This is a genomic window from Streptomyces canus 299MFChir4.1 (assembly GCF_000383615.1).
Taxonomy (GTDB): Bacteria; Actinomycetota; Actinomycetes; order Streptomycetales; family Streptomycetaceae; genus Streptomyces; species Streptomyces canus_C.
On sequence record NZ_KB911600.1, the window covers coordinates 25,572 to 47,954 of the forward strand.

The window sequence follows — 22,383 nt, forward strand, 5'->3', positions numbered from 1 at the left end:
GCGCCCCTGATGCCTGCGGCGGCCTGTGCGGCCTCGGTGGGGGCGTGTGTAGCGCGTGCGGTGTGGTGGGTGGGTCGGGGACGGGGTGGGGGGTGTCCGTCCTCGGTCCGGCGGCTCGGCTGCTTTAGCTGTGCTCGGTGACGGACGCCGGCCGCTGCGGGCGGACACCCCCCACCCCGTCCCCTTGCCGCCGTACGCGGCTATCGGTCCACCGAGGCTGTTCAGCCCACCTCGCGGCCGTATGCGCGCAGGGTCTGCAGGGCCTCGATGGTTGCCGTGGGGCGGGCCTCCAGGGCGGTGGTGGGGGCCCACTGGCGTCGGCGGGACGGCCAGCCGCCGTCCTCCTGCTGTTCGGCCGCGAGGAAGTCCAGGGCACGGGACATCTCGTCGTCCGTGAACCATGCGCGCGCGAGGGAGGCCGGTGTCTTCGCGTAGTCGTGGGGGAAGTGGTGCTCGTCCGGGGTGTGGCCCGAGGGGTCCAGTGCGACCAGGCGGCGGTCGCGCACCAGGCGGCCCAGGCGGTCGGCGGTCGCCTGTGCGCGTGAGCGGTCGGGGGCGGAGTCCAGGAAGGTCAGGGCGGCCTGGATCTCGTCCGGGTGGGACACCTGGAGGGACTCCACCACCTGCCAGCAGAAGTCCGTGGCCCGGAACAGCCAGGCGTGCCACACCTCGTTGCGATGCAGCAGACCGACCACGGGGCCGGTGGTCAGCAGTTCGCTCGGCGGGGTGTCCACGACCGGCAGGAAGGGGGCCGTCGGATAGCCGCGCTGGGCGGGAGTGACCGCGGGGAGGGCGCCGTCCGGGGTGGACACCGAGGTGAGATAGCGGCACACCCGCTCCACGCGCTGTCCGCCGCAGCGTCCGACGGCGTCCAGCACGCGCAGGGCATGAGCGGTGTGCAGGGGCTGACTGACCGGACCGCGCAGATCGGGCTCCAGGGCGTGGCCGTAGCCGCCGTCCGCGTTGCGGTAGGCGTCCAGGGCCGTCTCCACCGGGTCGGGACCGCCGTTCAGGAAGTGGTACGCGAACAGACGCTGTTCCAGCACACGCGCGGTGAGCCAGACGAAGTGCTCGGCGCGGAAGAGCGGGGAGTGCGCCGGTGGCGTCTGGGGGAGTGGGGAGGCTCCTGTTTCGGGCATGCGTCAGACCGTAGGACGGAAAGCGGTCTCGGCAGGCGGTCCCGGCCGAGGCCACCCCCAGGGGCGGGATACTGGAGTCATGCGGTTGACGGTTTTCTGGCAGCGGATGGCGGAACACTTCGGTCCGGGGTACGCCGACACCTTCGCGCGCGATCATGTGATGACGGAGCTCGGTGGGCGCACGGTACACGAGGCGCTGGACGCCGGCTGGGACGCCAAGGACGTGTGGCGCGTGGTCTGCACCGTGATGAGCGTTCCGGGCGAGCGGCACTGAGACGGCGTGGACGTTCCGGGGAGAAGTGCCGATTCGGCGTGAACATCTCACGCAAGAGGCACTTACCGGTCACGAAGATCGCAGGACGGCAGCCATTGTCACTCGCGTGGGCGAGACTTGCTCCGTGGCACCCACTGACGAGTCCGGGCAGGCAGCCCAGCACGCATCTCCGCTCGGTACTGCGCCCCTCACCCGGCCCCCGGCCGAAGGCGCCGAGCCGAACGCCCGCATGCCGCGCTGGCTGCCGCGTGCCATGGTGCTGGCGCTCGCCCTCATCGCCGTGTTCCAGCTCGGCAGTTGGGCCTTCCATCAGCTGATAGGTCTGCTGACCAACATCCTCATCGCGTTCTTCCTGGCCCTGGCCATCGAACCCGCGGTGAGCAAGATGGCCGCGCGCGGCATGCGCAGGGGACTCGCCACCTTCCTCGTCTTCTTCGGCGTGCTGATCGTGACGGCGGGTTTCGTCACACTGCTCGGGTCGATGCTCGCGGGCCAGATCATCAAGATCGTCGAGGACTTCCCGAACTACCTCGACTCCGTCATCGCCTGGGTCAACGGGCATTTCCACACCGAACTCAAGCGGGTGGACGTCCAGGAGGGGCTGCTGCGCTCCGACTGGCTGCGCAACTACGTGCGGAACAGCGCCACCGGTGTCCTGGACGTCTCCGCCCAGGTTCTCGGTGGCCTCTTCCAGCTGCTGACGATCGTGCTGTTCTCGTTCTACTTCGCCGCGGACGGCCCGCGGCTGCGCCGCACGATCTGCTCCGTCCTGCCGCCCGCGCGCCAGGCAGAGGTGCTGCGCGCGTGGGAGATCGCCGTGGACAAGACCGGCGGCTACATCTACTCGCGCGGTCTGATGGCGCTCATCTCCGGAGTCGCGCACTTCATCCTGCTCCAGGCCCTGGACGTCCCGTACGCGCCCGTGCTCGCCGTGTGGGTCGGCCTGGTCTCGCAGTTCATCCCGACCATCGGCACCTATCTGGCGGGCGCCCTGCCCATGCTGGTCGCCTTCACGGTCGATCCCTGGTACGCGCTGTGGGTGCTGGTCTTCGTGGTGATCTACCAGCAGTTCGAGAACTACGTGCTCCAGCCCAAGCTGACCTCGAAGACCGTCGACATCCACCCCGCGGTCGCCTTCGGCTCGGTCATCGCGGGCACCGCCCTCCTCGGCGCGGTCGGTGCTCTGATCGCCATTCCCGCGGTCGCCACGCTGCAGGCGTTCCTGGGGGCCTATGTGAAGCGGTACGCCGTCACCGACGACCCGCGTGTGCACGGGCACCGCAAGCGGGGCGAGGGGCCCTCGCCGGTCATACGCGCGCGTGCGCTGTGGGAGCGGCGGCGGCCGGGCGCGCGGGACTCCGGCGATGGCGACAGCTCGTCCTGAGGCCGCCGGATTCAGTAGGTGAGGACGGCCCACACCGCGGCGCCGACGACGGCCGCGACATAGGAGCCGATCGCCGCGTACAGGAGCCGTCGCCGTAGCGGCTCGCTCCAGGGCGTGTGCGACAGCAGCCAGGCCAGTGCGGGCAGGACCAGGACCGCGTGCAGGCTCACGCCGTGCAGCGGCTTGAGCGGGGCGGTCGAGTGGTAGGCCGCCTCCTGGTGGCCGGTGCGGGTGAGGACGACACCGCGCGCGATCATCGCGGCGCCCGAGACGAGGGCGACCAGCAGGATCGCGAACCCCGACCGCACCGCGAGGTCCATCCCCGCCGGCCCCGAGGGCCGGTGCCGGAAGGAGGCGACCGCGAACACCGTCAGCAGCAACACCAGGACCCCGCCGCCCACCGCGAGTGTCATGGACACCGCCGTGTCGAAGGGCGTCTCCATGTCGAGGTGCGAGGGCACCCCGCGCCACGCCTGGAGGGTGATGCCGCCGACCTCCACCGCGCAGTCCGCTGCGAACACCGCGAGGAGCAGGGCTCGTGGCCGCGGGCCGACCCGCAGATACGACGTGACCCAGGTGACCGCGATCAGGGTCACTCCGAAGGACACCCCGAACGTCACCGGCTTGCGCCAGGAGACCGGCCCGTCCCAGGGGCCGCCGTCCACGGCGAACACCACCAGGTGCGCGAGCCCGGAGAGGAGCAGGAGGAGACCGGTGGCGTGACAGAGGCGCTCCACGCGGCGTGCGTCGACGGCCCGCGGCCCCGGTGTCCTGGCCGGCGCCGCGGGAGCATCGCTCAGGACCGGGTCCGTCACGCTCGCGCTCCCTTCCGGGTCAGGCAGGCCGCGGCTCCGGCGATCACGAGGGCGGCGAGGGCGACGAGTTCGGCGACCGTCGAGGCGATGAGCGCGGTGTCACCCGAGGGGAGATGTGCGCCGGTGTTCGGGGTCAGAAGCGCGCCCACCCCGATGGACAGGCCGACACCGAGGGCGAGCCCGGTCGTCCAGCCGTTCGTGCGCCGGATCAGCAGACCCGCCACCACGAGGGGGATGACGGGACCGGGCGGCATGGCGGGACAGTCCGCGCCGGCCGCGATCCGCCCGGCGACGGACGCGGTCGGCAGGAGCAGCGCGGACAGGGGCGCGATCACGGCGGAGTGTCGGGCCGTCTCGCTGTCGCGCCGGAGGGTGGTCGAGGTCGTTTCCCGGGGGCTCGTCGTGGTCCGCATGGCACAAGACTCGCGGGAACGGCCCGTCCGGTCGTCGTACCGCCGAAGGCACCTGGAGTACGCCGCGGGAAGTAGCCGAAGGGGCCGGAGGAGGCCGCCGGAGCGGGCCTCAGGAAGTGTCCCGGGTGCCGCGTGGTGCGCTTGACACGAAAATCGAACATCCATTCATATGGAAGCTCCGGCGAAGTCAACGACGGGCGTTTCGACATGGTTTCCATGGAGAGGTCCCCGAGTTATCCACAGGCTGGACGGGCGTCGGGGCGCATTGTCAGTGGCAGGCGTTAGCGTCTTTGACGTGAAGCGATCGACTCAAGCAAATCGGGTGGAACCCATGGCAGGAACCGACCGCGAGAAGGCCCTGGACGCCGCTCTCGCACAGATTGAACGGCAGTTCGGCAAGGGCGCGGTCATGCGCATGGGCGAGCGGCCGAACGAGCCCATCGAGGTCATCCCCACCGGGTCGACCGCACTCGACGTCGCGCTCGGCGTCGGCGGCATCCCGCGCGGCCGTGTGGTGGAGGTGTACGGCCCGGAGTCCTCCGGCAAGACGACCCTGACGCTGCACGCGGTGGCGAACGCGCAGAAGGCGGGCGGCCAGGTCGCCTTCATCGACGCGGAGCACGCCCTCGACCCCGAGTACGCGAAGAAGCTCGGCGTCGACATCGACAACCTGATCCTGTCCCAGCCGGACAACGGCGAGCAGGCCCTGGAGATCGTGGACATGCTGGTCCGCTCCGGTGCCCTCGACCTGATCGTCATCGACTCCGTCGCCGCGCTCGTCCCGCGCGCGGAGATCGAGGGCGAGATGGGCGACAGCCACGTGGGTCTGCAGGCCCGTCTGATGAGCCAGGCCCTGCGGAAGATCACCAGCGCGCTCAACCAGTCCAAGACCACCGCGATCTTCATCAACCAGCTCCGCGAGAAGATCGGTGTGATGTTCGGCTCCCCGGAGACCACGACCGGTGGCCGGGCGCTGAAGTTCTACGCCTCGGTGCGCATGGACATCCGCCGCATCGAGACCCTCAAGGACGGCACGGACGCGGTCGGCAACCGCACCCGGGTCAAGGTCGTCAAGAACAAGGTCGCGCCGCCCTTCAAGCAGGCCGAGTTCGACATCCTCTACGGCCAGGGCATCAGCCGCGAGGGCGGCCTGATCGACATGGGCGTGGAGAACGGCTTCGTCCGCAAGGCCGGCGCCTGGTACACGTACGAGGGCGACCAGCTCGGCCAGGGCAAGGAGAACGCGCGCAACTTCCTGAAGGACAACCCCGACCTGGCCAACGAGATCGAGAAGAAGATCAAGGAGAAGCTGGGCGTCGGTGTGCGGCCCGAGCAGCCTGCCGCGGAGCCGGGTGCGGACGCTGCGGTGAGCGCTGTCGCGGACGACGCCGCGAAGGTGCCGGCTCCGGCGGCCGCGAAGGCGACGAAGGCCAAGGCTCCGGCCGCCAAGAGCTGATCCCGTGACACGGCGAACCGACTGGGCCGAGTACGAGGACGCTTTGCGAGGGCAGGGCGGAAGAGGCGACGGGGGTTCTGCCGGGCCGGGCGGCGACGGGCACGGAGACGGTGCGGCGCAGGGAACGGACGGGGGACACGGCCGTTCGGTGTCGTACGGCGCCGAGGGAGCGTTCGGCGACGACTTCGCGCACGGCACCGGTCCGTCCTACGGCGGCGGGCGTTCCCACAGTGACGGTGGGACGTTCGGCGACGGTGGGCCGAGCGGCGACGAACCCGGTGACGGGACCATGCGTGGTTCCGGTGCGTTCGGCCGGAGCTCGCGTCGAGGCGGCGGAGCACCCGGCGCGGGCGGTCCCCGTGGGCGTCGGCAGCGCCGGCGCGGCTTCGGGGAATCGCCCGGCGAGGACGGAGGCGGCCCCTCCTTGTCGAGGGTCAAATTTCCTTAGGAGTGCTACGCGGAGTGACTGCATGCGATCAAGGGACCCGCAGCTCAGAGACGCATAATGGCTATACATCGACCACGGGTTGACGATCTCCTCCGTTTAGCTCGGTGCGACGCAGAGTGATCAAAATCGTTGCACTGCCGTGACTCAAGGCGAGATCGGCTACGCCGCCGAAGGATCGGCCTCGGTCCACTGGACCGAGGCTCTGCGGAGGATCGTCAACTCCAGTGCGGGTACCGCCGGAGGTCGTTCCTCGCGCCCCAGCCGTTCGGATCGTCACCGCCGCTGAGCGGACGACTGAGGCTCGATCGCCGGAGCTGCGCACGGAGCGGCGACGGCCATGTCGCGACCGCCGCACGATCGGCGTCGGTCAGCTCCACCCTCACCGACGCCGGGAAGTCGTCCGGCGCGGTGTCGGCGTCTCGGTCGCGTTCTTGCCCAGGACGGCTCCTGCGAGCGGCTGGGCTCTGCATGTCGGCGACGTCACGCGCCTGCACCGCCCTGGCGAGTTCGCCGCGCAGGCGCTGAGCCTCGGCAGTCGCGCCCGGCTGGCCCGGATCAGTGCGGAGCTCACGAAGCCGCTTCTTGATCGCCTTCAGGTCCATCGTCCTCGGCCTCCTCCAAGATCTCTGCGTACTCGGTCTCGATCAGATCGAGCTCTTCAATGATCGCGTCAGCAGGCGCCTCGTCCTCGGCGGTGCGCGCAGGCGGCAGCGCGGCGCGGTCCACGGCCTCCCCCGGCTGGTTCTCGACCGACGCGATCCGGTAGCGCAGGCCGCCGGGCCCGTCGATGAACATCGCGCCGTTGTCGATGTACGGCGCGGCGGTGCTCCCGGAGGACATCGTCTCGGGCGCCACGAACGGCTCACCGGCGCCCGCCGCTTCAAGGAAGCCGACCGCCGCGCTGATCGCGTGCTGCGCCCGGTCCGGTGGCAGCGCGATCGCGTCGAGGGCGGCCTTCACCGCCCCCACGGCCGCCTCGGAGGCGAGATCGAGTTGTTTGGTCAGCGTGACCTCCATCGCCTCGGGAGCGTCGGCGCCGCGCAGTCTGCGGCGTGACTCGTTGATCCGTCGGCACGTCTCGACCGCCTTCAGCCGGTCGGCGACGGTGGTCGCGTTGACGGCGTCGCGGTAGCTGATCCGCCACAGCCCGACCAGTTCGGCCTCGCGCTGATTGGCGTACTCCTCGGCCACCGGCCCTATCCGGCGGGCGATCTCCTGGGCGATGATCGTGTTCACGCGCGACTGGCTGAGGCCGACCTCCCGGCCGATCTCGCGCTCCGGCACACCAGCGATCTTCAGTGCGAAAATCTTCGCGTCACGCTCTGCGCGGCGCGCGCCGTTGCCCCGGCGCTGGGGTGGTGCGGTCATGTGATCACTCCTCTGTGATCTGTTCCCGGTCGGGGCGATTGATCATTTAGTGAGACTGCACCACAGTCGGTGAGAAAGATCGACTTCTCATCTCACCTGCTTCTCACCGCTTCTCATTGCGCAGGTCAGGAGGCTTCTCGCGGCCTTCTCATCCCTTCTCGCAGGGGTGGTGAGAAGGTGAGAAACCTCCTGGGGGTTCTCACTCCTTCTCACCCCCGGCCGTGCGCCTGATCCGGAACTTCTCGGTTGGATGACCAGTGCTCACGTGGGGGACAGGCTCGATGAATTGATCTTCGATCAGCTTGTCCCACATGCGGTAGGCGGTGGCCTGCGCCATCGAGCCGTGCTGCACGAACATCCGGCAGGCTTCGGCCTTGCTGAACTTGCCGAACGGCCAGATCTGCTCGGTGATCTGTCGGGCCTTGGTGCGGTTGTCGTCGGTGTCGGACACGACGGGAATCACGTCCTCGGCGGAGTCGTCCTCCTCGTGCACGAGCACGACCGACGTCATCGGTTCGTCAAGGTCGTACGGATCTTCATCGCCGACGCTGTAGACCTTGAGCCTGAGAAGGATCTTCCGGCCGTCCTCTTCGTCCTTCTCCTTGGTGTTCTCCAGAGTCATGATCGATGAGAGGCCGCGCCCCTTCTTGACCATCTGGAATTCGGTGTTGATCGCGCCCGACATCGCTCCGGCGCCGCGTCCGCCCTCGCCGCCCTTGGGCGTGTGGTGGGCGAGCAGCACGCAGGCGCCGGTCAGCCGTCGCATGGCCTCAAGGCGGGCGACGATCACACCCATCTCGGTGTTGGAGTTCTCCTCGACGCCGACGGTCACCCGGCTCTGGGTGTCGAGCACGATCAACACGGGCTTGATCTTCTTGCACACCTCGGCGAGCGTCACCCACTGATCGACAGCCTGCGGGCTGTCCGGCTTCTTGATCTGGATCGGCTCCGGGTAGAAGAGCACCCCGGACATGGCCTTGCCGTAGTGCTTGACCCATGCGCGCTTGCGCTTCTTGAAGCCGCGCACACCCTCGGCGATCACATAGAGAGCCGTGCCCTTCTCGGTCGCGCAGCCGTGCCAGGGAGTACCGGTGCCGACGCACCCGGCCCAATCGAGGGCGACCAGCGACTTGCCAGTGTTGGGCTCCCCGTTGATCCGCGCGAGCGTATCCCGCGTCAGCCAACCCTTGATCAGCCACTCGGGATCCGGGATGTCTTCGAGGCCGTCGGCGTCCAGGAGCTGGGACATCATCGCGTCGACGGCCGTGTCCTTTGCCTCCTCAGCCGCAACCTTCGCCGCCAGTTCGGGTTCGTCGAGCACCGGGTCATACTGCGTGGCGGCGGACCGCTTCTCGGCCTCGGGGATCGCGTCCCACTCCCGGAAGTCCGGCCGGGGCTCGCTTGGGTCCCACCGCCTGATGATCTCAATGCCGTTCGGCTCGACCTCCGCGAAGGTGGTCGGGAACTCCAGCCCGATGTGCTGGACGAGAGGCATGCCCCCGCATCCCTGGACGATCTCCCAGCCCAAACCCGCATCACACAGCTCCCGGGCGATCTCCCGTGCCCGCTGCTGACTGGCCGGGTTTCCAGACTGGAAGATCTCGACGCAGCTGAATTGCTTCAACGTCTGCGTGAACTCCGGCGTCAGAGCGCCTTCCGGGGCCACGGTGGCCGGGTCATTGGGGTGCACGTGCCGGAATGCGTCGAGGTCGTCACCGCGTTCGACGAGCCAGAATGGATCACTAAATTCATCTGGCTGCACAAACGAATTAGGCGAGGTATTCTGGTCGTAGTCCCTGACCTTCTCCTCGGTCTGGTCCTTGCCCCCCGGTCCGGTGCCCTTCGGCCGGGGGGTTTCTCCTGCATTCATCGATCTGGCCCCCCGAACAGCCTGCGGATCTCGGCGAGCGTCTCGGGTGACGGCTTCGCGTCCCCGTTCGGCTCGCTGCGGACGACAATGCCGAGCAGCCGGTCACGCTCTTCGAGGGTGAGCTCGCGATCTTCGAGCTTGCCGATCAGGCGGTCAGTCGACTCGCGCGCGGCGCGTGCGTGGGCGGCAGTGCGCTCCAGCGCTGTCCGGCCTTCGGGGCTCAGGCGGTACTGACGGGGCATCGGGACTCTCCCGGGCTCCCACTGCGACGGGCGCCGCAGGGCCGTGCGATCTCCTTTCTCCTGAACGAAGCCCAGCCGCCACATTCCGGCCGTCTGACGCAATGCTATCTAGGAATTCATGGTTTAGCAGTCTTTAATTATCCGACAGCCGGCCTGCCGCTCGAATTCCTGAGAGGCTATCTGAAGTTCTGCGATGACAAAGGGCCGGTCCCCCGTAGTCCCGGCCCTTCGTGACGTGATCCACCACGTAATTGAATGCTAGCCTCTTTCGAAGGCATTCGAAACCGGGGTGAATTTTGATGAGTGAATATCTCACGATTGCCGAGGCGGCGCATTCCCTCGGCGTTTCTGAGCCGACGGTCCGCACATGGATACGGCAGCACAGCCTCACCGCCTCGCCTGGCGCGCGCGGGCTGCGGATCGAGTGGGCCGAGGTCATGCGTGTGATCAAGGAGCGCCGCGACGAGGCGCTCGGTCGTCTGCCGTACGACGCCGAAGGGGTCGCGAGCTTCGCCGCCCAGATGCTCTGGCCGCTGGAAGACCACGAAGAGCGGACGCCGCGCGGCCGGATCACTATCGAGAAGCGGCGGTCGACCGACGTCCAGCACGCCAAGGAGGCGCTGGGCGGCCTCCTCGTCGGCGACAGCGCCGCAGTCCTCGGACATGCGTCCCTGCATGCCGCTGCCCGGCCGTCGGCCGACGGCTGCCGGTGGTGCGCGGCCCGCGCGATCGCCTACCGCCTCCGAGCACTGCCCCCGGCCGACAAGCCCGAGTACCGCACCCTCTTCGGCTCCGAGCCCTGCGAGGCGGATCGCCGGGCATGGGCCCGGCAAGCTCAGCTCACCGCTCGCGATCGCCGCGAGCGCGAGGCAACCAGCTCGGCGGGCAAGTCACTCCGCCTTCAGGCGCTCAACCTCGCGGAGCTGAAGATCGGGGCGCCGTTCAAGCTCAACGCGGCAGGGCCAACAGCCTTTGATTGCAGTGGACTTGTCCATTGGGCGTTCGCGCAGGCGGCCGGGGTCGATGTTCCGCGCACCCGGACGGCGCTGCTCGCCTTCGGCCGACGTATCGCCGTCGAGGAGGCCCAGCCCGGCGATCTCGTCCTCGCCGACGGAGCGCCCAACCACGTGGCGATAGTCGCCGACGGCGGACACGTCATCCACGCCGACCACGGAGGCGTGCAGTACGGCGACCTCACCGACCGGCGTTGGTCCACGGCCCTCCGGATAGGGAGCTGATCATGCCCGACGTCCCGCTCGACAAGAGGACGACCGCCGTCACTGCCTCCGAGGGCGAGCCGGCGATCGAGAACACCCTCGATCACATCCGTGAGGACCACGCCCGGCACGTCACCCCGCCCCCGTCGCCGTTGCTGAAGGACGCCGACCTTCCGAACAGGGGACACACGTCATGAGGCCCGCTGTCCGGACCCGCGAAGAGAAGATCACAGACGCTTTCCGGGCGGAACTCGGGCCGATGTCCGTCGACGCTCTGGCGAGGGCAACCGGCCTCACCGCCGGAGTCACGAGGAAGACCCTCTGCGCGATGGAGCGTGGGGGCTGCGTCCGCCGGAACGGCTCCGGCGCCTGGTCGCTGACGGCAGGTGCGGCATGAACCGCAGCCGCCCGTGGGAGCGAGCGCTCGATCTGCTGGCTGAGAACAACGGCCACGGCCTCACGGTCGAGTCCGTCGGCGTCTTCCTCCACATTTCGCCGCGTCGGGCGCAGATCATGCTCGACGGCTTGGTCAGCCGGGGCAAGGTCAGGCGGCACGGCGGTCTCTATCGGGCCGTGCCGGTTGAGGAGAGAGGAGAGACCGATCATGGATGACCTCGAACGTGCGCGGCGCGCAGGCGAAGCGATCGCCGATCTCGCGGTCGATCCCGCCGGACGGCTCTTCCTCCTTGAGGTCGCCGCACGGCTCAAGCCGTCGGTGATGGACGCGAGCCGTGATCAGTTCGAGGAGGCGGCAGCGCGGGCACGTCACGCGGTGGCCGCAGCCGACGAGATCGCCCGCTTCCACTGGTCGGACGAGTGGCCGACCTTGGGCGAGTTCGTCGCGGCTCTGCCCGAGGACGTTCGCGAACGGGTCGGCGACCATCTGTGGCGGGCGGGGCTGTCGTGATGGGCCATCAGAAGATCTATCTCAACCGGACCCAGCTCGACCACCTGACGCGCCTCGTCGTCGACCACCCCGGCCGGACGATCGATGAGCACCTGGTGGAGGCCGGGAAGGTCATCGAGCGGCAGTTGATCGCGGCCGGACTCGTCGCGCTGGTCCGCCGGTGCGCCGTCCACCGTGACGAACAGGGCCGACTCTGGCCCACCTGACGATCAAACGGCGAGCCGCACGGGATCACAGCCCGGCGGCTCGCCTTGACCGAGGGAGAGGACCCCTCAGCCATGACGATCAGCATGCCCGCCGACGACGGCACCCGTACCGTGCGGATCTCCGCTCAGTCGTCCGACTTGTCTTGTCCGATCGAAACCCACCCATTGGGCAACCGGTCGCCCGGACCGGACTCTGAATCCGCAGGTCAAGAGGGGGCTCGGTCAGCGCTCCGGACTGCGTTGAAAACGGCCGGACAAGCCGCTGACCGGTCGCTGACGGCCGCGCGTACGGCCGCCCGCTGGCTGCATGATCGCTGCACCGGCGATGCGATGGACGCCGACGACCATGAGCTTCACCGGATCGTCTACCGGCTCAGCCGGTACGAGGAATGGGCCCCGGCGCGGGGACTGTCCGGCCTGCGGCCGGTGAACGGTGGCTTCAGCTTCGAGGGCATCGACGGCCTGACCTTGATCCGCATCCGCGTCCGGCTGGACGGCGCGCTGACCTTCGGCGCCCTCGTCGACCACGCCGACCGGCTGCTGGCCTATCTCGCCCTCAGCCGGGGGTCGGTCGCGAACGTCAAGGACGGCCACGCGATCAATCCCTACCGCCTGGACCGCGAAATGATCGCGAGGGGGATGCTGGCCGTCCACCGCCGCCGGGGCAGTGGCAGCGTCCTCATGATCCAGGCCGGACACCGCGCCGACGAGGCGATGGTATGGATCGGGCAGGCCGGTGAACTCCGGCGCGTCTCCCGGCAGATCGACGCCATCCAGGCTGAGCAGGCGGCCCAGGAGCAGGCCGAGGAAGCCGCGAAACAAGCTCGGCGCACTGCTGAGCGCGCGGCTGGCGGCGCCGCACGTCGGTCCGCGTCTCTGTGCACGCTGGAGCCACCAGGGCCCGCCACAGCCGCGCTGAGCGGCTCAGTGCCGAAGCCCGCGACCGTCCCGAGCCTAATCGTGGACGCGCTGAAGGAGGGACCGGCGACCGGCGCCGCGCTGGTGAAGCGGATCAGCCGGAGTCGCAGCGAGGTCTACCGGGCGCTTGGACAACTCGCCGCCCGGGGCACGGTCGTCCAGGATGAGCGCGGCGGCCCCTACCGGCTGATCTTGGACAGTCGGACATGATCTTGGACACTCTGAGGTGACTGCCCGTCAGGTGATTTCGGACACGAGGACAGGGGTGTGATCTTGTCCGAGCTGGATGTCCGAGCCCTGACGATCCGCCAGCCTTGGGCGGCGCTGATCGCGTGCGGCGTCAAGCCGGTGGAGAACCGGTCGTGGCCGCTGCCCGCGTCCTTCTCTGGCCCGCTGCTGATCCACGCGGGCATGCGGGACGATGCCGATGGCTGGCGCGCACTTCGTGCTGAGCCTCGGTCCACGGACCGCACCACGGCTCAGGTGGACTACGGCGCCATCATCGCCGTCGCGATGAACGTCACCTGCCACCGGGACACCGGCTGCTGCCGCGACCGCTGGGGCGAACCCGGCGTCTGGCACTGGGTGCTGGACGATGTCCGCAGACTGCCGGAGCCGATCAGCGCGACCGGACGGCTGAAGCTGTGGACGCCGGAGCCGGAAGCCGCCAGCGCGGCTCTGGCGGTGCCGCAGAGCACCGGCTGACACGTCGTACCGGAGACGGGGTGAGGTGCCGCCAGGCGCCAACCTCGCGGTGCCTCGGACGCGTTGGGGAAGACTCACCGGCCGTGGGTGTGACGCTCCAGGGCGTTGAGCCGGTCGATGGCGATCTCGACGTCGATCTGTGCCGTGTGCGCCACCTCGGTCATTTTCTGGAACCTGTCAAGATCGGCTGCTGCGCGTTCGGCGTCCTCGCGGCGGTAGCGGGTCTCTTCGATCCCGCCGAGGAACCGCACCCGCATCCGAGGAGCAGGTGCGAGCGCGAAGATCTCGTCCCATGCGTCGGCGACGCGCGTCATGGCCAGCTTGAGCGTTTCGTCGTCCCGACGTGCGGCGGAGTCGCGCAGGGCACGGGCGACCTCGCGCCGGTCCTCGTGCAGGAACCAGTCTGTGTATTGATGGGTGGTCGTCACCTCTTCCAAAAGGGTGCGGAACTCAACGAGCTGATCGCGGAGTTCCTTGGCCTCGGGGCCAAGCGCCAGCTTGAAGCGGTTTCGCACCCACCACCGCCAGCCACCGGTCAGGAGAGTGACGGCGAAGGCAGCCCAGCCCGCGAGTTTGGGCCAGTCGGCGTACCAGGGTTCAGCACAAGAAGCAGCCATGCGCGAGATTCTGGCGGTAATCAGGTGAGCTGTGCGGCCCTTGCCTAAATGTGATGTTCGCGAGGCTGCTGTGCTCGCCGGCTCGGGGCAGACATGCTGCCCAGCAGGTCCAGCCGTCAGGTGACGGTGAGCTCTCGGCGGGCGCGGCTGATCAGGTTCTGAGCGTCGGTGCCGAACACGGCCGACTCCCGCAGGGTGCGCCAGGTCCGCAGGTACAGCGCGATCGAGTCGCTGTCGTCGATCCACAGTTCGGCGTGCCAGACCTCGACCATGACGAGTCGCTCGTCATGCACCCAGAAGCCGCCGGTCGGAGGGATCTTCAGCGATGCCGTGAAGGGGATGACCCCCAGCCGGACGGTGTCGAGGCCGACCAGACCGGTGAGCCGGTCGAGTTGCGCGGCAAGCACCGAGGGCGGGCAGATCAGCGACCGCAGCGCGGTCTCGCCGATCAGGATCTCGAAGCGCCTGCCCGCGTCGTACAGGAGCTCTTGCCGCTTCAGGCGGGCACGCACGGCTGCCTCGGTGTCGCGGGGCGAGCGTTGGAGTTCCGCGTACCGGTTGAAGACATGGCGGGCGTAGTCGGCCGTCTGGAGGATGCCAGGCACGGTGACGCTCTCGAAGCCGTGCACGACGGCGGAACGCTCGTACTCGGCGGCGATCGTCTGCTGTACCGGCTGATGCCCGGCGGAGAGCTGGCGCCGCCAGGAGCGGATGTGCGACTCGAACCCCCGCAGCCGGGCGAGGAGTTCGCCGTACGCGTCGGGCTGGCCGGTCGCCTCCGCCCAGGCCCGCAGGTCTTCAGGGGTGGCGGTCTGCTTGCCGTTCTCCAGCTTCGAGATCCTGGGCTGTGGCCAGCCGAGGATCTCCGCGAGGCGGGTACCGGTGAGACGTCCGTCGGGGGCGGACATGCGGAGCTCGCGCAGACGCACTCCGAGCGCCTCGCGGGCTTGCTGATAGTCCGTCGTCACCGGTACCCGGTCCGCCCTTCTAGCTGGTGGCCGCTGCGAGTTGCTGGAACGGCACGGCGTGATGCCAGGCGGCGTCACGGAGCATCGCGTACCTGATCACCTCGGCCGGTTCGGTGATCAGCTCAACGTCGGTCAGCTCGTCGGCGTCGGTGAAGTTGAGCCGGGCGACCAAGCGCGAGTCGAAGATCCAGAAGTCTTCGTTGCCGAGCCGCAGCCGCTCGGCGTCCTCACGGCGCAGGGTGCGGATGTCCTCCCCGAGCTCCGTGTTCCGCTCAGCGTTGACCATGAGGTAACGCTGACCGGTGGTCGGCGGGTCGTCGACCAACCGGACGCGGGCGACGCTCTTCCCGGCCGCCGTCTGGCTGCTGATCGTGTGGCAGTACCAAGAGCTCATGTCCCAGTCGACACGGCCCTCGGCGAGGAACTGTGCGTAGGTCTCGGTCGACTCGTCGGAGGCATACCGGCGGCGGGTCTCCAGCCGCCAGGCGGTGTGCTCGAAGATCTCGAAGAGCCGGTTGAAGGCGGCCAGGTCGATGACCTTCGCCTGCCTCGTCGCGTCCTTGGGCGCCCAGTCGGTGATCAGCTCACGCGGGACGACGATCGCGACTTCGTCCGTCCCGAGGTGCTGAAGCTGGGCGACGTCCGCCGGATCGGTGAGCGGCGGGCCGTGGACGATCACCTGGCCGGTGTCGACGTCCTCGTGAATCGACGGGCAGCCGGTGTCACCGCTGCCGGTGCCGTTGAAGCGGATGTTGCGCGTCATGTGCCCTCCCGTGTCGAGCCGTGCTCCGTGCTCTGATCTTGTCGCCGGAGCGCCCACCCGGCTATGGCCTCCCTGACGCTTCGTGAGAATCCTCGGGCATAAGTCGTAGCTACCCGAGAATAACGGCGCATATCCGATACCGCCCCCAACTGCCGCAGGCCAACGCTGAGTTCATGACCACTGCACAGAAGTCGGGCACGACCGAAGCCATTGAGGCGGTCGAAGTGCTGCGTGGAGCGCTGACGGCGGCGGGGATCGTCTTGCCGTCCCTGGGAGCCGACACGGCCTCCCCTGCCCTGAACCTGATCAACTTGGGGCGGGTGCGCGCCGACGTCGCGCTGAGGCTCGCCGACGTCATCCGGCGGGGGTGCGCATGAACGCGTACACACCCGACGTCGGCGATCTCGTGTTCGACGAGGCGACGCGCAAGGTCGGCGTGGTGATGGGACGTGAGGGCCCGCGCTATCAGCTCCGGCCGCCCGGAGGCGGTCGGGAGTGGGACGCATACGGCCCTCTGCGACCTCCGACGGCTGGGGAGAAGCTGTCGGCGGGTGTCGCCTTGGCCAACGCACGGAGCCGGGGTGAGACGCCGTGAGCGCCGCGACGGAAGAGGTGACGATGTCGGCCGAGTGCACGTTGGGCCAGCGGCCGGACTACCGGGACGTGCACGGGCTGTGCCGCCAGACCAAGGATGTGCCGCTGCCGTACTCGGGCGGGAGCGTTCTCCTGGTTCGCCGCTGCCGCTGCGCGTGCCACGGCCGGGGAGGTGCGAAGTGAGCGGGGGGACGCTGCACGTCTGCCGTGCGCGCGACAGCCTGATCACCGACCCCGAGGACGGCGTGATCGTCGCTCATGAGCTCGGCAACTCGGGGCCCGGCTGGGACGTCTGGGCGCACCGTGATCACGCCGACGACGTCGATCTGATCGACCCTGACCTACTGAGGATCATGACGCGTATCTGGGCGGCGAAGGCGGCGGCCACGTAGCCCGCCTCAACAGAACGGCCAGGGTGCTGTGTTCACCCTGGCCGTCCTGATGCTTGCGCCCTTCCGTTGTCGGCGGCGCCTGTCACAATCCCGTTCATGAGTGATGAGCTGGCCTCGCCCGACATGTCCCTCGCCCTCGACGCCCCGCAGAACACCGCCACCGTCAGTGAGTGGCTGCTCGGCACGAGCGCACTGCTCATGCAGCACCAGGGCGACACGGAGACTGCTGAGTTGATCGCAGACGTGACCTCGCTTGAGGTAAGGCTTTGGAACACAGAGTTCGATCAAGAGGGCTACAGAATCGTGCTCGTGGTGGAGCCCCATCTGTACCCCCGCTACGACGAGGCCGCGCTAAAGAGCATCGAGAAGGCCATGAGCAACGTGCTCAAGCCAGCGGGCAAGGAGATCGACGAGTTCCACGTCCGCCCGCAGATCCCACGGCTCGCGCCTCGCTGGCGCGATCAGGTGAAGACTGCGAACGGCCCGAAGCCCAGCAATCAGGGCCGTAAGGTCCGGCTTGAGCCTGATCACCGGGTAGAGGATCAGCTCTACTTCACGAACGAGTACGAGCGCGAGCTGTATCAGGTGCTCAAGAAGCGGCAGGCGGCCCTGCCGGACAGTGAAACCATCGGGATTATGCCGCTTGGCGGTATGCGCGTCCGTCGTCGCGTCCTCGAACCGGATTTCCTGATCACGTATCGCGGGCGAGTCGCCGTCATCGAGCTGGACGGCCCACACCACAAGGGCCGTGCCGCCTCGGACCACAGCCGGGATCGGCAGCTCCGACATGCCGGAGTGGCGTTCGTCGAGCGTCTGAACGTGGAGGAAGTGAATACCCTCGCCGAGGTCGAGAAGTTCGTGGACGACTTCCTGACTCAGCTCGGTCGGCAGTAGACAGCACGGAGCCCGGCCATCCCCCGGCCGGGCTCCGTCGTGTGCGGTTGTTGATCAGCCGGCTCGTTGATCGTCAGGCGATCCTGCGGCGCTACGCGATGGTTGCCCACTTGATGCGGTCGGAGACGGATCCTCGCTTGGTCGCCTTCATGATCCGGACTTCGCCGAGTACGTCGGGCCGGAGCAGCAGCGCCGCGATCTGCCGCTTGATCGCAACCGGCTTGGCCTCCCACCGCTTCTCGACGTCGGGGCCGTAGTCGAAGAGCGCGGCCAGCGGGGACGGGCCGGGCGTCAGCTCGCTCTCGCGCTGCTCAAGGTCGGTGATCTCGATCTCCAGCTTCTCGATCTTCCGCGCGATCAGACGTGCCTCTGCGGGGGTCTCGGGGTCCTCGTTCTCGAACGCCTCCAACTGCGCCCGCTTCACGGTGAGCTGGGAGCGCACCTGGTCGAGCTCGGCGCCGCCGTCCTCGGGAACGACCGCGTGGTAGACCTCCGGCCGGGCCAGGTAGCGGACGATCTCGGGAGTGATGATCTTGTCTGTCTCCTCCTTGTCGATCTTTGTGCAGCCGCCCTCGCGGCAGGTGTACTCAGCACGGCCGCCGGTGGCTACGTAGGTCACGGCCTCACCAGCGCCGCACTCGCCGCACTTGATCGTCCGGCTGTAGGCGTGCTGCGCACCGCCCGGCCTGGTGGTCTGGCGCTTGGGGTCGGCGAGGATCACCTGAACCTCCCGGAACAAGGTCACGAACTCATCCGGCGTCATGGGCGAGCCCTGGAAGTCGGCGACCACGGGCCAGTCGCCGGGGGTCGTCTTGCCCTTGTGGATGCGCTCGCCGATGTAGAGCACCTTGGTCGCCATGGAGCGCAGGTTCGCGGCCTTGAACGGTGCACCACTGCGCGTGAAGATCTCCCGCACCTCCCAGTCGCGGGCGATCGCCAGGAATGGGTCGCCTGCCTTGATCCGCTGGAAGAGCTCGATCACGTGCACGGCCTCGGTCGGGTCGGGCATCTGGCCGACCGGGCGCATCGCGGACTTGCCGCGCGCGTTCCTCATCTGCGCGTACTCGCGCCGATAGCCGAAGGGGATCCGGCCGTGGGGCTTGCCCGTCGCCACGTTCGCGTTCATGGCCCGTATGACCCTCTCCCTGATCTTCCAGCTTTCGTACTCGCTGTCCGACGCGTCGTCGATCAGGCTCTTGCGGTCGCGACCGTGTCCGGGGTCGTAGAGCCTCTCGTGTGTGCTCACGAAGATCTTGACTCCGCGTTCCTCGCAGAGCTCGATCAGTGTGATCCACTCGCCGGTGCGGCGCGATCCACGGGAAGACTCCCAGATGACCAGGACGTCGGCGCCGAAGGTGTCGTTCTTGAGGTCGTCGATCAGTCGGTCGAAGCCCTTGCGGGCCTTGGTCGCATGACGACTCGCGCTGCCCACATCCCGGTACGGTTCTTCCAGGAGGACGATGCCCGCCTCGGCGGTAGCGATCACGTTTTCGTCGTGCTGCTCCTCGGGTGAGCGTTCGTCGCCGCTCTTGTCCTTGGAAACCCTCAAGTACTCGCGGCCGGTCAGTGTCGCAGTGGATGTGATCATGGTCCCTCCGTCCGAAATGCCTCCCTTTGATGAAACGTACTCCGAAGGAAATTTCTCCAGGGCCGAGCAGGGGGAGCCTCCGGCGGACCCGGTGGAGCGGGCGCGGGCGATCTGTCTGCGCCTGCTCACCGGGACCCCGCGTACGCGGAAGCAGCTCGCCGACGCCCTGCGCAAGCGGGAGATCCCGGACGACGTCGCCGAGGAGGTGCTGTCGCGGTTCGAGGAGGTCGGACTGATCAACGACAGCGCGTTCGCGGACGCCTGGGTGGAATCCCGGCACCATGGCCGAGGGCTCGCCCGGCGGGCACTCGCCCAGGAACTGCGCACCAAGGGCGTCGACTCCACACTGATCGACGCGGCCGTCTCGCAGCTCGACTCCGAGCAGGAGGAGGAGACGGCCCGAGAACTGGTCGACCGCAAGCTGCGCGCGACGCGTGGGCTCGACCGCGACAAGCGACTGCGCCGCCTCGCCGGCATGCTCGCCCGCAAGGGCTACTCCGAGGGCATGGCCCTGCGGGTGGTCCGGCAGGCGCTGGAGGAGGAGGGGGAGGAAACGGAGTTCCTCGGCGACGAGGGGTTCTGAAACGGGGGGTTCCGGAACGGGGAGTTCTTGCGAGCCGAGGCGCCGGGCCCGAAGGAAGGGCACTCGGCATGGGGGACGTCGTCCACCAGTGGCCGCAGACCGGCAGTCGGGACGCTCACTGCCAGTCCTCCGGCCGCTCCACGTGCTCCAGTCGCAGGATCTGCCCCGCGCGGCTGTAGCGGCGGATCTGGGGGAGGGGCGGGTAGTAGGCGTGCACGGAGATCGCGTGGGCGTCGGTGGACTCGTTGAGGACCTCGTGGACGTGGTGCTGCCCGAAGGAACGGCCCTTGCCGGCCGGCAGCCGGCGCTCATGGTCCACGTTGTCGGAGAGTTCGAGGGTTTTCCAGCCGTCGGCGGGCAGCCGGGCGCCGAGGGAGTTCTCCTTGAGCTCGCCGGCGGCGGTGATGAAGGCGCCGACCGACTCGGCGTGGTCGTGCCATCCGGTGCCGGTGCCGGGCGGCCAGCCGATCAGCCAGGCCTCGCTGCCGCCGGGCCCCTCCAGGCGGACCCAGGTGCGGCCCTCGGGGTCGAGCGGGAGCGAGTCGATCAGCTCGGCGTCGGCGGCGGTGCGCCGTACGAAGTCGAAGAGTTCGGCCTGGGTGGGCGGCGCGACGGAGGAGACCGAGGGGAGGGCGGGGGAGACAGACACGGGTACCGTCCTGAGAAGAGTTCGCGACAGCGTGCCGTCGCACGGGGCGCGGCACGCGGGGAAGTGGAGAGGCGAATTCAGCAGGACGGGCGACACACGCAGCCCGCATAGCGGACGAGGTCCATATGGACCCTCCGCCACAGGCGCACACAGGTGTCGGTCACGATCCGGAGTACACCATGGGGGCGCAGACCGTTTCAACTCACTGTCACTATGTGGACGCACAGTGACAGTGAGCACGTCAACGCGAGCCGGCCCCCGCGTTCGCCTCGGTCTTCGTCGGAGGGCCGCCGAGCGCCGTCTCGGCCGCCGAGTACAGGTCGGCCGGGCGGACCCCGCTCAGCGCCGTGACGAGGTGACCGTCGGGCCGTACGAGAAGGACCGTGTGCGGGGCCGCGCCCGGGTACTCCTCGGCGACCAGGAGCTCGGCGGAGTGGGGCAGCGCGGTCACCGCCGCGGCCAGCCGGGGCATGATTCCGGCGGTCACCCAGTGCTTGCGTTCCCACACCCCGGTGCCCGGCGCGACCAGGAGGACGATCAGTGCGCCGCGACCGAGGCGCTCGCGCAGCCGTACGAACGAGCCGTCCTCGGCGGTGACCCGCACATCCGTGACCGACGCCCCCGGGGGTGTGTCGACGGGCACCTCTCCTTCGAGGTGCCGGGGTGCGAGCGGCGAGTCGGCGTACGCCCCCGGCGCGCCGAGCGGGCCGCGCCCCAAGTGGCCGTCCGTGAGCAACGCGTCGTGGCCGCGGGCCGAGCCGGGTACCACCGAGCGCAGGCCCCCGCCGCCACGCAGCAGCGGCAGCGCCTGGTCGGCGGCGCGCAGCCGACCGGCGACGATCGCGCGCCGCTCCGCCTGATAGCTGTCGAGAAGTGCCTCATGGGGGCCGTGGTGCCAGGCCAGGGCCAGTTTCCAGGCGAGGTTGTCGGCGTCCCGGAGGCCCTCGTCGAGCCCCTGTGTGCCGAGCGCCCCGAGGCAGTGCGCCGCGTCCCCGGCGAGAAAGACCCGGTCGGCGCGCCAGCGGCGGGCCAACCGGTGGTGGACGGTGTGGACGCCGGTGTCGAGGAGTTCGTACGGCGGTGTCGCGCCGCCCGTCCAGCCCGCGAGGGTCTCCCGGACGCGGGCCACCAGGAGCTCGGGCGTGACGAGGTCCTTGCCCGGCGGCAGCAGCCAGTCCAGGCGCCACACGCCCTCGGGGAGGGGGCGGGCCGTGATCTCCCCGGCCGACGGACCGGACGTCCGCCACGGCGGCATCCGGTGGAGCAACGCCCGGTCCTCCCAGGGGAGTTCCGCGCGCAGGGCGGCGACCGCGTGGCGTTCCACGGCCGTACGGCCCGGGAAGCGGATGTCCTGGAGCTTGCGCACGGTGGAGCGCGTGCCGTCGCAGCCGACGAGGTAACTGCCGCGCCACCACGTGCCCTTGGAGCCGCGGGTGTGGGCGGTGACGCCCGAGGGCTCCTGCTCGATGGTGTCGAGACGGCTGTCGGTGATGAGCTTGACCAGCCGCTCCTCGGCGAGGGCGGTGCGCAGGGCGCCGGTCAGGACGTGCTGGGCGAGGTGCAGGGGGGCGTCCCCGGCCTCCTCGAAGTCGACCTCTCGCATCACCTGCTTGCGGCGCATCGACCGCCATCCGGCCCAGTGCACCCCCAGCTCGGTGACCGGCACCCCGGTCAGCCGTGCCATGAGGGCGGCGGTGTCCTCGTGCAGTACGGCGGTGCGGGCCAGGCGGGAGTCGTCCTTGCCCGGGCCCTCGTCGAGAACCACGGAGGGGACCTCCTGACGCGCCAGCGCCAGGGCGAGCGTGAGCCCGACGGGCCCCGCTCCGACGATGATCACCGGGTCCACGACGCGGCGCCCCCTGCCCGCAGCGCAGTAGCGGAAGACGTACGTGAACAGGAGGGTGGGGCAGGGTGCACGATCACAGAACGTATGCAACCCATTGCCGGTGCTTGCGTCAAGTGACGGAGGCAGT

General features: G+C 69.0%; 30 protein-coding genes and 1 pseudogene. 17 read left to right on the forward strand and 14 right to left on the reverse strand.

Features of this window, described 5'->3' with window-relative positions:
• Window positions 1-221: 221 nt before the first annotated feature.
• Complete coding sequence (locus H293_RS58545; protein WP_020121803.1) at window positions 222-1,139, reverse strand: hypothetical protein; 918 nt, start codon at window positions 1,137-1,139, stop codon at window positions 222-224.
• 79 nt (window positions 1,140-1,218) lie between these two features.
• Between H293_RS58545 and H293_RS0131490 the strand changes: the two genes are divergently transcribed.
• A complete protein-coding gene (locus H293_RS0131490) occupies window positions 1,219-1,413 on the forward strand; it encodes a DUF3046 domain-containing protein (protein ID WP_028808360.1) in 195 nt (64 codons plus the stop codon).
• Between the two features lie 124 nt (window positions 1,414-1,537).
• Window positions 1,538-2,797 (forward strand): AI-2E family transporter, encoded by a 1,260-nt coding sequence (locus H293_RS0131495; protein WP_078612716.1) that lies wholly within the window; start codon window positions 1,538-1,540, stop codon window positions 2,795-2,797.
• Between the two features lie 11 nt (window positions 2,798-2,808).
• Here H293_RS0131495 and H293_RS0131500 read toward each other — a convergent pair whose 3' ends face one another.
• Together H293_RS0131500 and H293_RS0131505 are read right to left on the reverse strand one after the other, a co-directional pair.
• A complete protein-coding gene (locus H293_RS0131500; RefSeq protein WP_020121806.1) occupies window positions 2,809-3,612 on the reverse strand; it encodes a hypothetical protein in 804 nt (267 codons plus the stop codon).
• The gene (locus H293_RS0131505) at window positions 3,609-4,025 is read right to left on the reverse strand and encodes a hypothetical protein (RefSeq protein WP_020121807.1); all 417 of its coding nucleotides are present in this window, start codon (window positions 4,023-4,025) and stop codon (window positions 3,609-3,611) included. Before H293_RS0131505 ends, H293_RS0131500 begins: the two co-directional genes overlap by 4 nt.
• 331 nt (window positions 4,026-4,356) lie before the next feature.
• Here H293_RS0131505 and recA point away from each other — a divergent pair, with 331 nt between their 5' ends.
• Window positions 4,357-5,481, forward strand: coding sequence for a recombinase RecA (gene recA / locus H293_RS0131510; protein WP_020121808.1), 1,125 nt, complete (start codon window positions 4,357-4,359; stop codon window positions 5,479-5,481).
• A 663-nt stretch (window positions 5,482-6,144) separates the two neighbouring features.
• Here recA and H293_RS0131515 read toward each other — a convergent pair.
• From H293_RS0131515 to H293_RS0131530, 4 genes are all read right to left on the reverse strand, one after another.
• On the reverse strand, window positions 6,145-6,531 hold the full coding sequence (locus H293_RS0131515; protein ID WP_020121809.1) for a hypothetical protein: 387 nt from the start codon (window positions 6,529-6,531) through the stop codon (window positions 6,145-6,147).
• A complete protein-coding gene (locus tag H293_RS0131520) occupies window positions 6,497-7,297 on the reverse strand; it encodes a hypothetical protein (protein WP_020121810.1) in 801 nt (266 codons plus the stop codon). Before H293_RS0131520 ends, H293_RS0131515 begins: the two co-directional genes overlap by 35 nt.
• A 199-nt stretch (window positions 7,298-7,496) precedes the next feature.
• A complete protein-coding gene (locus tag H293_RS0131525) occupies window positions 7,497-9,167 on the reverse strand; it encodes an AAA family ATPase (protein WP_078612707.1) in 1,671 nt (556 codons plus the stop codon).
• The gene (locus H293_RS0131530; RefSeq protein WP_158694455.1) at window positions 9,164-9,409 is read right to left on the reverse strand and encodes a hypothetical protein; all 246 of its coding nucleotides are present in this window, start codon (window positions 9,407-9,409) and stop codon (window positions 9,164-9,166) included. The genes H293_RS0131525 and H293_RS0131530 overlap by 4 nt, the downstream gene beginning before the upstream one ends.
• Before the next feature lie 299 nt (window positions 9,410-9,708).
• On the opposite strand from H293_RS0131530, the gene H293_RS53830 reads away from it, so the two are divergent.
• From H293_RS53830 to H293_RS50325, 8 genes are all read left to right on the forward strand, one after another.
• Window positions 9,709-10,647, forward strand: a complete 939-nt coding sequence (locus H293_RS53830) for an NlpC/P60 family protein (protein WP_020121813.1) — start codon at window positions 9,709-9,711, stop codon at window positions 10,645-10,647.
• A 2-nt stretch (window positions 10,648-10,649) separates the two neighbouring features.
• The gene (locus H293_RS58550) at window positions 10,650-10,823 is read left to right on the forward strand and encodes a hypothetical protein (protein ID WP_020121814.1); all 174 of its coding nucleotides are present in this window, start codon (window positions 10,650-10,652) and stop codon (window positions 10,821-10,823) included.
• Between the two features lie 62 nt (window positions 10,824-10,885).
• Window positions 10,886-11,023 (forward strand): hypothetical protein, encoded by a 138-nt coding sequence (locus tag H293_RS61730; protein WP_397895595.1) that lies wholly within the window; start codon window positions 10,886-10,888, stop codon window positions 11,021-11,023.
• Entirely contained in the window at window positions 11,020-11,238 is a 219-nt protein-coding gene (locus tag H293_RS53840; RefSeq protein WP_020121816.1) for a hypothetical protein, read from the forward strand. Before H293_RS61730 ends, H293_RS53840 begins: the two co-directional genes overlap by 4 nt.
• Entirely contained in the window at window positions 11,231-11,533 is a 303-nt protein-coding gene (locus H293_RS0131555) for a hypothetical protein (protein WP_020121817.1), read from the forward strand. The genes H293_RS53840 and H293_RS0131555 overlap by 8 nt, the downstream gene beginning before the upstream one ends.
• Complete coding sequence (locus H293_RS0131560) at window positions 11,533-11,739, forward strand: hypothetical protein (protein ID WP_158694456.1); 207 nt, start codon at window positions 11,533-11,535, stop codon at window positions 11,737-11,739. The genes H293_RS0131555 and H293_RS0131560 overlap by 1 nt, the downstream gene beginning before the upstream one ends.
• 84 nt (window positions 11,740-11,823) lie before the next feature.
• Window positions 11,824-12,867 (forward strand): helix-turn-helix domain-containing protein, encoded by a 1,044-nt coding sequence (locus tag H293_RS0131565; RefSeq protein WP_158694457.1) that lies wholly within the window; start codon window positions 11,824-11,826, stop codon window positions 12,865-12,867.
• A gap of 57 nt (window positions 12,868-12,924) precedes the next feature.
• Window positions 12,925-13,362: an ASCH domain-containing protein gene (locus tag H293_RS50325; protein ID WP_020121820.1), complete on the forward strand. Its 438-nt coding sequence runs from the start codon at window positions 12,925-12,927 to the stop codon at window positions 13,360-13,362.
• Window positions 13,363-13,436: 74 nt separating this feature from the next.
• Here the strand turns inward: H293_RS50325 and H293_RS0131575 are convergent, their stop codons facing one another.
• The 3 genes from H293_RS0131575 to H293_RS0131585 form a co-directional block, all read right to left on the reverse strand.
• The gene (locus tag H293_RS0131575) at window positions 13,437-13,877 is read right to left on the reverse strand and encodes a hypothetical protein (protein ID WP_020121821.1); all 441 of its coding nucleotides are present in this window, start codon (window positions 13,875-13,877) and stop codon (window positions 13,437-13,439) included.
• Window positions 13,878-14,095: 218 nt separating this feature from the next.
• A complete protein-coding gene (locus H293_RS0131580; protein ID WP_020121822.1) occupies window positions 14,096-14,947 on the reverse strand; it encodes a helix-turn-helix domain-containing protein in 852 nt (283 codons plus the stop codon).
• Window positions 14,948-14,966: 19 nt separating this feature from the next.
• Entirely contained in the window at window positions 14,967-15,710 is a 744-nt protein-coding gene (locus tag H293_RS0131585; RefSeq protein ID WP_020121823.1) for a DUF6879 family protein, read from the reverse strand.
• A 173-nt stretch (window positions 15,711-15,883) separates the two neighbouring features.
• Between H293_RS0131585 and H293_RS0131590 the strand changes: the two genes are divergently transcribed.
• The 5 genes from H293_RS0131590 to H293_RS0131610 all read left to right on the forward strand — a co-directional run bounded on the left by H293_RS0131590 (window position 15,884) and on the right by H293_RS0131610 (window position 17,590).
• The gene (locus H293_RS0131590; protein ID WP_020121824.1) at window positions 15,884-16,087 is read left to right on the forward strand and encodes a hypothetical protein; all 204 of its coding nucleotides are present in this window, start codon (window positions 15,884-15,886) and stop codon (window positions 16,085-16,087) included.
• Window positions 16,084-16,305, forward strand: a complete 222-nt coding sequence (locus H293_RS60450) for a hypothetical protein (protein ID WP_020121825.1) — start codon at window positions 16,084-16,086, stop codon at window positions 16,303-16,305. Before H293_RS0131590 ends, H293_RS60450 begins: the two co-directional genes overlap by 4 nt.
• Window positions 16,302-16,487, forward strand: a complete 186-nt coding sequence (locus H293_RS0131600; RefSeq protein WP_020121826.1) for a hypothetical protein — start codon at window positions 16,302-16,304, stop codon at window positions 16,485-16,487. The genes H293_RS60450 and H293_RS0131600 overlap by 4 nt, the downstream gene beginning before the upstream one ends.
• The gene (locus tag H293_RS0131605) at window positions 16,484-16,696 is read left to right on the forward strand and encodes a hypothetical protein (RefSeq protein WP_020121827.1); all 213 of its coding nucleotides are present in this window, start codon (window positions 16,484-16,486) and stop codon (window positions 16,694-16,696) included. Before H293_RS0131600 ends, H293_RS0131605 begins: the two co-directional genes overlap by 4 nt.
• 96 nt (window positions 16,697-16,792) lie before the next feature.
• Entirely contained in the window at window positions 16,793-17,590 is a 798-nt protein-coding gene (locus H293_RS0131610) for a DUF559 domain-containing protein (protein ID WP_028808362.1), read from the forward strand.
• Between the two features lie 91 nt (window positions 17,591-17,681).
• Here H293_RS0131610 and H293_RS0131615 read toward each other — a convergent pair whose 3' ends face one another.
• A complete protein-coding gene (locus H293_RS0131615) occupies window positions 17,682-19,178 on the reverse strand; it encodes a recombinase family protein (protein WP_020121829.1) in 1,497 nt (498 codons plus the stop codon).
• Between the two features lie 55 nt (window positions 19,179-19,233).
• Between H293_RS0131615 and recX the strand changes: the two are divergent.
• Window positions 19,234-19,761: pseudogene (gene recX, locus H293_RS0131620) on the forward strand (recombination regulator RecX); the annotation flags it as partial.
• Between the two features lie 115 nt (window positions 19,762-19,876).
• On the opposite strand, the gene H293_RS0131625 reads toward recX, so the two are convergent.
• From H293_RS0131625 to H293_RS0131630, 3 genes are all read right to left on the reverse strand, one after another.
• Window positions 19,877-20,410, reverse strand: a complete 534-nt coding sequence (locus tag H293_RS0131625) for a cupin domain-containing protein (RefSeq protein ID WP_020121831.1) — start codon at window positions 20,408-20,410, stop codon at window positions 19,877-19,879.
• A gap of 77 nt (window positions 20,411-20,487) precedes the next feature.
• Window positions 20,488-20,535, reverse strand: a complete 48-nt coding sequence (locus tag H293_RS61735; RefSeq protein WP_309506048.1) for a hypothetical protein — start codon at window positions 20,533-20,535, stop codon at window positions 20,488-20,490.
• Between the two features lie 116 nt (window positions 20,536-20,651).
• Window positions 20,652-22,256, reverse strand: a complete 1,605-nt coding sequence (locus H293_RS0131630) for an FAD-dependent monooxygenase (RefSeq protein WP_020121832.1) — start codon at window positions 22,254-22,256, stop codon at window positions 20,652-20,654.
• Window positions 22,257-22,383: the final 127 nt, after the last annotated feature.

What these genes read in the sequence shown, in the direction of transcription:
- H293_RS58545 (WP_020121803.1), bottom strand. Translation starts at nt 1,139, where the DNA reads ATGCCCGAAACAGGAGCCTCCCCACTCCCCCAGACGCCACCGGCGCAC.
- H293_RS0131490 (WP_028808360.1), top strand. Translation starts at nt 1,219, where the DNA reads ATGCGGTTGACGGTTTTCTGGCAGCGGATGGCGGAACACTTCGGTCCG.
- H293_RS0131505 (WP_020121807.1), bottom strand. Translation starts at nt 4,025, where the DNA reads ATGCGGACCACGACGAGCCCCCGGGAAACGACCTCGACCACCCTCCGG.
- recA (WP_020121808.1), top strand. Translation starts at nt 4,357, where the DNA reads ATGGCAGGAACCGACCGCGAGAAGGCCCTGGACGCCGCTCTCGCACAG.
- H293_RS0131515 (WP_020121809.1), bottom strand. Translation starts at nt 6,531, where the DNA reads ATGGACCTGAAGGCGATCAAGAAGCGGCTTCGTGAGCTCCGCACTGAT.
- H293_RS0131520 (WP_020121810.1), bottom strand. Translation starts at nt 7,297, where the DNA reads ATGACCGCACCACCCCAGCGCCGGGGCAACGGCGCGCGCCGCGCAGAG.
- H293_RS0131525 (WP_078612707.1), bottom strand. Translation starts at nt 9,167, where the DNA reads ATGAATGCAGGAGAAACCCCCCGGCCGAAGGGCACCGGACCGGGGGGC.
- H293_RS0131530 (WP_158694455.1), bottom strand. Translation starts at nt 9,409, where the DNA reads ATGCCCCGTCAGTACCGCCTGAGCCCCGAAGGCCGGACAGCGCTGGAG.
- H293_RS53830 (WP_020121813.1), top strand. Translation starts at nt 9,709, where the DNA reads ATGAGTGAATATCTCACGATTGCCGAGGCGGCGCATTCCCTCGGCGTT.
- H293_RS58550 (WP_020121814.1), top strand. Translation starts at nt 10,650, where the DNA reads ATGCCCGACGTCCCGCTCGACAAGAGGACGACCGCCGTCACTGCCTCC.
- H293_RS61730 (WP_397895595.1), top strand. Translation starts at nt 10,886, where the DNA reads ATGTCCGTCGACGCTCTGGCGAGGGCAACCGGCCTCACCGCCGGAGTC.
- H293_RS53840 (WP_020121816.1), top strand. Translation starts at nt 11,020, where the DNA reads ATGAACCGCAGCCGCCCGTGGGAGCGAGCGCTCGATCTGCTGGCTGAG.
- H293_RS0131555 (WP_020121817.1), top strand. Translation starts at nt 11,231, where the DNA reads ATGGATGACCTCGAACGTGCGCGGCGCGCAGGCGAAGCGATCGCCGAT.
- H293_RS0131560 (WP_158694456.1), top strand. Translation starts at nt 11,533, where the DNA reads ATGGGCCATCAGAAGATCTATCTCAACCGGACCCAGCTCGACCACCTG.
- H293_RS0131565 (WP_158694457.1), top strand. Translation starts at nt 11,824, where the DNA reads ATGCCCGCCGACGACGGCACCCGTACCGTGCGGATCTCCGCTCAGTCG.
- H293_RS0131585 (WP_020121823.1), bottom strand. Translation starts at nt 15,710, where the DNA reads ATGACGCGCAACATCCGCTTCAACGGCACCGGCAGCGGTGACACCGGC.
- H293_RS0131590 (WP_020121824.1), top strand. Translation starts at nt 15,884, where the DNA reads ATGACCACTGCACAGAAGTCGGGCACGACCGAAGCCATTGAGGCGGTC.
- H293_RS60450 (WP_020121825.1), top strand. Translation starts at nt 16,084, where the DNA reads ATGAACGCGTACACACCCGACGTCGGCGATCTCGTGTTCGACGAGGCG.
- H293_RS0131610 (WP_028808362.1), top strand. Translation starts at nt 16,793, where the DNA reads ATGAGTGATGAGCTGGCCTCGCCCGACATGTCCCTCGCCCTCGACGCC.
- H293_RS0131615 (WP_020121829.1), bottom strand. Translation starts at nt 19,178, where the DNA reads ATGATCACATCCACTGCGACACTGACCGGCCGCGAGTACTTGAGGGTT.